The sequence below is a fragment of the Streptomyces sp. Ncost-T10-10d genome, from assembly GCF_900091955.1.
Classification (GTDB): Bacteria; Actinomycetota; Actinomycetes; order Streptomycetales; family Streptomycetaceae; genus Streptomyces.
In genome coordinates this window covers 23,104-30,832 of record NZ_FMDF01000216.1, presented here as the reverse complement: position 1 = coordinate 30,832, position 7,729 = coordinate 23,104, and the positions used below count along the sequence as shown (strand labels likewise).

Here is a 7,729-nt window from a genome sequence, read left to right as displayed (position 1 = left end):
ACCGCGAATCAGCACGGCTACCGCGCCCCGGCCGCGCTGCTCCCGTCCCTGCTGGACGCGGCCAGGTCCCGTACCGACCTGCGGCCGCAGGCGCTGGCCTTCGCCGGGCCGCGCGGACTGTGGCTGGCCGGGCTCAACCCCGAGTGGAAGTTCGCGCTGCGCGGCTCGTCCGGCGGCTCGTTGCTGCCGAACGTCACGGAGCCGGAAGCGGTCGCCCGGTTGTGGGAGGAGGGCCTGTTCGCCGAACGGGTTGCCCTGCTCGGGGCCGTGCGGGCACACGATCCCGCTGAGGCGCTCGCGCTGCTCGCCACCACATGGACCACCGAGCGCGCCGAGGACCGGCTGATGTTCCTCGACTCACTGCGTACCGGACTGTCCGGAGTGGACGAGACCTTCCTGGAACAGGCGCTCTCCGACCGCAGTCGCAATGTCCGCTCTACTGCTGCCGAACTGCTGTCGGCGCTGCCGGAGTCGGCGTTCGCCGAACGGATGGCGGGCCGCGCGATGTCCTGTGTGAGCCCGGACCTCCACGGCGACGAGGCCTCCGTCGCCGTGGAGGCCCCGCACGAATGCGACGCCTCGATGGAGCGCGACGGCGTGGTGGCGGTGCCGCCGTCCGGGCGGGGCGAACGGTCTTGGTGGCTCGGCCAGTTGGTGGAGTCGCCCCCCCTCGCCACCTGGTCGGCGCGGTTCGGTGGCCGCGCCGCACAGGAGATCGTCGGCCTGCCGGTGGCCGACGGCTGGGCCGAGGAACTGCACGCGGCATGGTGCCGGGCAGCAGTGCGGCAGCGGGATCCGGAGTGGGCCCGCGCGCTGCTCGGCGCCCCGTCCGTCCCCCCGTCGAACGGCCCCGGTACGGCGTCGCTCGCCGAGCGGTCGAAACTGCTCGCCATACTTCCCGCAGCCGAACGGGCCGAATGGGTGGCCGACTTCATCGCGGCGCACGGACTGTCGGAGGCCTTCCAGTTGCTGGGGGTCTGCCCGACGCCCTGGGCCGAACCACTCGGCCGCTCGGTCGTCGACGCCCTGGACATCGCCCGGGACGCGGGCAGCTATCCCTGGAGTTTCAGCGGCGTGATGGGCCTCGCGGAGCGCTGTCTGAACCCGGCCGAGGCGGACCGCCTGGAGGTCCTCACCACCACCCCGGACGAACCGGAGGACGCCTCACCGGGCGCGAACGGCTACTGGTCGGAGGCATTCCAACGACTGGTCTCCACACTGCGACTGCGCTCGGCGATGGACCTGGAACTGATACCGGGCTGAGAGGGATCGGCGGTCTCCGGCCCGAGGGGAGTCGGCGGGAACCGGGCGCGCGGGCGGGGGTGGGGAGGTCCGGGCCCAGGTGTCCGGCGGAGCCAGTGGCCGATCCCCGGCACCCGGCCCGGGCGCAGCTCGCAGCGTCGCTCCCGGGCAGTGACTCCGGGCGGGCAACTCCGGGCGGGCAACTCCAGGGGCACCAGCAGCTCCAGGGTGCACCCGCAGCTCCAGGGTCTCCAGGGGCAAGCGGCCCGCATCGGCCACCCCCGCGCAGCCGTCACCCGGTACACCGCCGCGGGCAGGCGGGCCGGTCGGCCCGCTGCCTCGTGGTGGAGAACGGTCAGGCTTCCGCGTGGTGGCGGACGTTCGCGTTGACCCAGTCGACGATCGACGCCGTCGTCGCCCCCGGGGTGAAGATCTCCGCGACGCCCTGGTCCTTCAGCGGTGCGATGTCCGCCTCCGGGATGATGCCGCCGCCGAAGACCTTGATGTCCTCCGCCTCGCGCTCCTTCAGCAGCTCGATCACCTTGGCGAAGAGCGTGTTGTGCGCACCGGAGAGGATCGAGAGGCCGATCGCGTCGGCGTCCTCCTGGATCGCGGTGTCCACGATCTGCTCGGGCGTCTGGTGGAGCCCGGTGTAGATGACCTCCATACCTGCGTCGCGCAGCGCCCGCGCGATCACCTTGGCCCCGCGATCATGGCCGTCCAGGCCCGGCTTGGCCACCACCACACGGATCGGACCGGTCACACCCATCACTGCCTCCACATGCGTCTCCCGTGCCTGAAGGGCCGGGGATGTGAACGAACGTTATCGACAGCATCCCGCAACCCGCCGTTTCGCGGTGGACGGGGAGGGGGAAATCACACGTGGGACATGTTCACCGGGCGCCGTTCCCGCTTGACGCGGCACACCTGCCGTGCGGGACCGGCCGCCAGGGGAGCCGCCAAGAGGTCGCCGTACCACCGCGCCGCCAGCCGCGCGGCACGGTGGTACGGGCTGTCGGGCCCATCTCATCGGGCCCGTCGGCCGATCGTTCGCCGGTCACCACCGGTGAGCAGGGGCCTGCGGATCGGGTCCGAACCCCCGGCCGTATCGCCGGGCGGGCCGCCCGTACCTCCGCAACGGCACCCCATGAGGGCATACGGGGACCGGAGCCGCCTCCCCGCTTGCCGAAGCAGGAGGTCGGCCATGAAGGTCCCGCCTTTCCTTCCCCTGTCGCTGCGCCGGCCGTGTCTGTGCTGCGCCCGGCTGTCATCCGCGCTGCTCAAGGCCACCGCACTCGAGCTGGTGGTCCTCGCCGGGCATGTGCTCCTCTACCCCACCGGCATCGCCGGGGAGCGACGGCCCCCGCAGCGCCCGGCCGAACCGGCCATCACACCACCCACCGCCCCGGCCGGGGCCTCCGTCCTGTCCGCCGAGGGCGGCGAGCGGCCGCCCGTCGTGCTTCTGCACGGCTTCATCGACAACCGCTCGGTCTTCGTCCTCCTTCGCCGCTCCCTCGCCCGGCACGGCTGGCGCCATCTGGAGTCGCTGAACTACTCGCCCCTGACCTGCGACATCCGTACGGCGGCCGAGTTGCTCGGGCGGCACGTCGAGGAGATCTGTGCCCGCACCGGACACCACGAGGTCGACATCGTCGGGCACAGCCTCGGCGGGCTGATCGCCCGCTATTACGTACAGCGGCTGGGCGGTGACCAGCGGGTCCGCATCCTGGTCACCCTCGGCACGCCGCACGGGGGCACGTCCGTCGCCCCACTGGCCGGCGCTCACCCCATCGTGCGCCAGATGCGTACGGGCTCCGCGCCGATCGAGGAACTGCGCAGGCCGGCGCCCGGCTGCCGCACCCGGTTCGTGAGTTTCTGGAGCGAGCTGGACCGGGTGATCGTCCCGGCCGGGGCGGCCTGCATCGACCATCCGGATCTCGACGCGCTGAACGTACGCGTCAGCGGCATCGGCCACCTCGCGCTCCCGGTGCACCCCACCGTCGCCGCCGCGGTCCGGCAGGCGCTGGAATCCCGCGAATCGATGATCGAAGCCACCGGAGCCACAGGACCCGCAGGACCCGCAGGAACCACCGGAACCACCGGAACAGCAGGAGCAGCTTCAGTGGCCTGACCGGACCGGCCCGGCCCCACCTCACCGCGTCGGAGGCCCCAAAAATAGAACGCGTTTCGAACATAGAGCCAAGGCTGTGTGGACAGTCCGTCGAAAGACGGCCGATTGCCCGTTTCCTGAGCCGCCCGAGCCCGCCGAAGATTGTCGACGTCACGTACCGCCGGGTACAGTCGCGGCCACTGCTCCCCCTGGGATCCCTCCGCCGGACCCCAGACCACAGGTCCTGCTGCCGAGGCGAGAGAGAAGTTGGTGAACGACCAGCACCCCCACGCCGGGTACGCCGGATACGACAGCCAAGCCACCGGCAGCTTCGACAGCGACCCGCTCTTCGGCTCCCTTCCCGGCAGCTACGACGGCACGTACGGCAGCGGCTACGACACCGGCCAGGCCGGGTACAGCGGCCAGTACGACTCCACGCAGTGGGACACGGGGGCACTCGCCACCACCTCGTACGACGCCTACACCCCGTACGCAGCGGAGCCCCAGCAGCAGTACGCCGCGGGCCCGACGTACGACACCACAGCCACCTGGACGCCCGGAGCCGACTACGGCACGGCAGCGACCACGGCCGCCACCACCGCCTTCGCCGAAATTCCGGCACAGGGACAGGGCGGCGCCCCGGACGCCACGGGTCAGTGGGACACCAACGGCTGGCACCAGACCGGCCAGTGGGCAACGACCGGCACGGCCGCGTTCGACACCGGCGCATACGACGCCACCGCCTGGAACACCGGCGCCACGCCCGAGCAGGAACAGCAAACCGCGCAAACCACGCAAACCGCACAGATGTTGCACGAGGCGTCGGCGACACACGAGGCATACGAAGCGCAAGAGGCGCACGAGGCGCACCAGCCGTACGAGCCCTATGCCGACCAGGACTCCTTCGACCCGTACGAGCCCCACCGCACCGCCGAGTTCAGCCTCCCGGGGACGGAGACGGAGACGCGCGCGGAGGCCGACTTCGACACCGACCTGCGCGAAGCCGCCGACGACACGGCCGATGCCGGACCCGACGCCCACCACCCCATCAGCCGCCCAGCCACCCGCAGCGGTGGCGGCGGCAGTCGCAGTCGGCGACGTTCCCCCGCAAAGCGTTCCGCACTGCTCACCGTCGCTGTTCCCTCCGCCTGCGTGATGAGCGTGGCCGGTATCGCCGCGGCTTCCGTCAGCGGACTGGGCGGCGAGGACAAGAAGGACAACAACACCACGATGGCGGCCGCCGACCCCGACTCCGTCAAGCCGGTCGCCGCCAACAACAAGCTGGACACCCAGCTCGCCAACCTCAGCGCCGACGCGGAGAACTTCGCCGACCGTGCCAGCCGTACCCAGGAGCGCATCGACCTGAGGGAGCGGCAGGCCGCCGAGAAGAAGAAGCGCGAGGAAGCGGCCGCCCGCAAGGAGGCGCTGCGCCCCAAATTCCTCCTGCCGGTCGCGCAGCACGGCCTCAGCGCGTACTTCGGCCAGGCGGGCGTCAACTGGATGTCCGTGCACACGGGCATCGACTTCCCCGTCTCGTACGGCACACCCGTGATGGCCGCGACCGACGGCACCGTACGCACCCAGCTGAACAGCGCCTACGGGAACATGGCCATCGTCACCATGGCCGACGGCACCGAGACCTGGTACTGCCACCTCAGCAGCACCAAGATCCGCTCCGGCCCGGTGAAGGCCGGCGATGTGATCGCGTACTCCGGGGATTCAGGGAACTCCACCGGCCCGCACCTGCACTTCGAGGTACGGCCCGGGGGCGGAGCGGCAATAGACCCGCTGCCCTGGCTCCGCAGCCACGGCCTCGACCCGACCTGAGCCACCCGGCGGCCGGTGCAACTGTCCCGGCCGCCCGCCCGACCACTACTGGGCTACAGCTTCTCGACCGGCGCGTACCGCAGCAGCAGCTTCTTCGGCCGCTCGTCCCCGAAGTCGACCGTCGCCTTCGCCTGGTCGCCGACGCCCTCGACCGCCGTGACCGTGCCGAGCCCGAACTGGTCGTGCGTGACCCGGTCCCCGACCACCAGTGTGACCGTCGGCCTGTCCGAGGTGCGCCGGGTCGCGAAGCCCGAGGGGCCCGACCGGGCGCGCGACGAGGACAGCGACGACGTGATCCCCGACGTCGGTCCGGCCGGGGCCGCCATCGGCCCGGTCCGCTTCCACTCCAGGTGCTGGTCCGGGATCTCCTCCAGGAACCGCGACGGCGGGTTGTACGAGGGCTGCCCCCACGCACTGCGCATCGCCGCCCGGGTCAGATAGAGCCGCTCGCGGGCCCGGGTGATCCCGACGTACGCGAGCCGCCGCTCCTCCTCCAGCTCCTTCACCTGTCCCAGCGCACGCATGTGCGGGAAGACGCCGTCCTCCATGCCGGTCAGGAAGACCACCGGGAATTCGAGGCCCTTCGCGGTGTGCAGCGTCATCAGCGTGATGACGCCGGAGCCGTCCTCGTCCTCGTCGGGGATCTGGTCGGAGTCGGCGACGAGCGCGACCTTCTCCAGGAATTCGGCGAGCGTGCCCGCGCCTTCCTCTTCCCCCCGCTCCTGCTCGAATTCGAGGGCGACGGCAGCGAGTTCCTGAAGGTTCTCGATGCGGGTCTCGTCCTGCGGGTCGGTGGATGCCTGGAGCTCCGCGAGGTAGCCGGTGCGCTCCAGCACTGCCTCCAGGACCACCGCCGGGCCCGCGCCGGACTCGACGATCGTGCGCAGCTCCTCCATCAGCGTGTTGAAGCGCTTGACGGCGTTGGCCGACCGGGCCGCCATGCCGTACGCCTCGTCGACCCGGCGCAGCGCCTGCGGGAACGTGATCTTCTCGCGCATGGAGAGCGCGTCGATCATCGCCTCGGCACGGTCGCCGATACCGCGCTTGGGCACATTGAGGATGCGGCGCAGCGGGACGGTGTCCTCGGGGTTGGCGAGGACCCGGAGGTAGGCCAGGACGTCCCGGACCTCCTTGCGCTCGTAGAAGCGCACGCCGCCGACGACCTTGTAGGGCAGTCCGACGCGGATGAAGATCTCTTCGAAGACACGGGACTGCGCGTTCGTACGGTAGAAGATCGCGACGTCGCCCGCCCTGGCGTCGCCCGCGTCGGTCAGCCGGTCGATCTCGTCGGCGACGAACTGCGCCTCGTCGTGCTCGGTGTCGGCGACGTAGCCGGTGATCCGGGCGCCCGTGCCGGCGTTCGTCCAGAGGTTCTTGGGGCGGCGGCTCTCGTTGCGCTCGATGACCGCGTTGGCGGCGGACAGGATCGTCTGCGTGGAGCGGTAGTTCTGCTCCAGGAGGATCGTGGTCGCGTTCGGGTAGTCCTCCTCGAACTGGAGGATGTTGCGGATGGTCGCGCCGCGGAAGGCGTAGATCGACTGGTCCGCGTCACCGACGACGCACAGCTCGGCGGGGGCGTCGCCTTCGCCGGCCGGGCCGACCAGTTCGCGCACGAGGGTGTACTGGGCGTGGTTGGTGTCCTGGTACTCGTCGACCAGGACGTGCCGGAAGCGGCGGCGGTAGTGCTCGGCGACATCGGGGAACGCCTGGAGCAGATGGACCGTCGTCATGATGATGTCGTCGAAGTCCAGCGCGTTGGCCTCGCGCAGCCTGGACTGGTACATCGCGTAGGCCTGGGCGAGGGTCTTCTCGAAACCGTCCGCGGCCTGGCCGGCGAAGGTCTCCTCGTCGATCAGCTCGTTCTTCAGGTTGGAGACCTTGGCCGTGAACGCCTTCGGCGGGAAACGCTTCGGGTCGAGGTCGAGATCGCGGCAGACCAGGGCCATCAGTCGCTTGGAGTCGGCGGCGTCGTAGATCGAGAACGACGAGGTGAAGCCGAGCTTCTTCGACTCGCGGCGCAGGATGCGTACGCACGCGCTGTGAAACGTCATGACCCACATGGCGTTGGCGCGCGGTCCGACGAGTTGCTCGACACGCTCCTTCATCTCGCCCGCGGCCTTGTTGGTGAAGGTGATCGCCAGGATCTGGCCGGGGTGCACCCCGCGCTCGGCAAGGAGGTGGGCGATCCGGTGGGTCAGCACCCGGGTCTTCCCGGAGCCCGCCCCGGCGACGATGAGCAGCGGGGAGCCCGCGTGGACCACGGCGGCGCGCTGCTCGGTGTTCAACCCGTCGAGGAGCGCCGCGGAGTCGATGACGGGGCGGTGCGCACCGTCGCGGTAGTACGCGTCCCTGGGCGGCGGGGGCCCGTCGAATACGCCCGCGAAGAGGTCCTCCGGCACCGCTTCGGGTGCGGAGTCCTCGGGGGGCGGCGGGGGCTCTTCCTCCGAGTGCTGGAGGCCGGCCAGGAAGCTGTCGTCAAAGAGGCTGCTCATCGCTTGTCGAGTCTAGGCCGCCGCAACGACACACGACGGCCGCATGGCGAACCGCACC

General features: G+C 70.8%; 5 protein-coding genes. 3 read left to right on the top strand and 2 right to left on the bottom strand.

Annotated features, from left to right (window positions below; all coding sequences use genetic code 11):
* Positions 1-1,263: DUF5691 domain-containing protein (locus tag GA0115254_RS37230; RefSeq protein ID WP_093899678.1), on the top strand; the 1,263-nt coding region annotated here is incomplete at its 5' end.
* A gap of 334 nt (positions 1,264-1,597) precedes the next feature.
* Here GA0115254_RS37230 and GA0115254_RS37225 read toward each other — a convergent pair.
* Complete coding sequence (locus tag GA0115254_RS37225) at positions 1,598-2,011, bottom strand: cobalamin B12-binding domain-containing protein (protein ID WP_093899677.1); 414 nt, start codon at positions 2,009-2,011, stop codon at positions 1,598-1,600.
* A gap of 435 nt (positions 2,012-2,446) precedes the next feature.
* Here GA0115254_RS37225 and GA0115254_RS37220 point away from each other — a divergent pair, with 435 nt between their 5' ends.
* Complete coding sequence (locus GA0115254_RS37220; RefSeq protein WP_093899676.1) at positions 2,447-3,373, top strand: esterase/lipase family protein; 927 nt, start codon at positions 2,447-2,449, stop codon at positions 3,371-3,373.
* Between the two features lie 249 nt (positions 3,374-3,622).
* Positions 3,623-5,179 (top strand): M23 family metallopeptidase, encoded by a 1,557-nt coding sequence (locus GA0115254_RS37215; RefSeq protein WP_093899675.1) that lies wholly within the window; start codon positions 3,623-3,625, stop codon positions 5,177-5,179.
* Positions 5,180-5,232: 53 nt separating this feature from the next.
* Here GA0115254_RS37215 and pcrA read toward each other — a convergent pair whose 3' ends face one another.
* Complete coding sequence (gene pcrA, locus GA0115254_RS37210; protein ID WP_093899674.1) at positions 5,233-7,671, bottom strand: DNA helicase PcrA; 2,439 nt, start codon at positions 7,669-7,671, stop codon at positions 5,233-5,235.
* Positions 7,672-7,729 lie beyond the last annotated feature (58 nt).

What these genes read in the sequence shown, in the direction of transcription:
- GA0115254_RS37225 (WP_093899677.1), bottom strand. Translation starts at nt 2,011, where the DNA reads ATGGGTGTGACCGGTCCGATCCGTGTGGTGGTGGCCAAGCCGGGCCTG.
- GA0115254_RS37220 (WP_093899676.1), top strand. Translation starts at nt 2,447, where the DNA reads ATGAAGGTCCCGCCTTTCCTTCCCCTGTCGCTGCGCCGGCCGTGTCTG.
- pcrA (WP_093899674.1), bottom strand. Translation starts at nt 7,671, where the DNA reads ATGAGCAGCCTCTTTGACGACAGCTTCCTGGCCGGCCTCCAGCACTCG.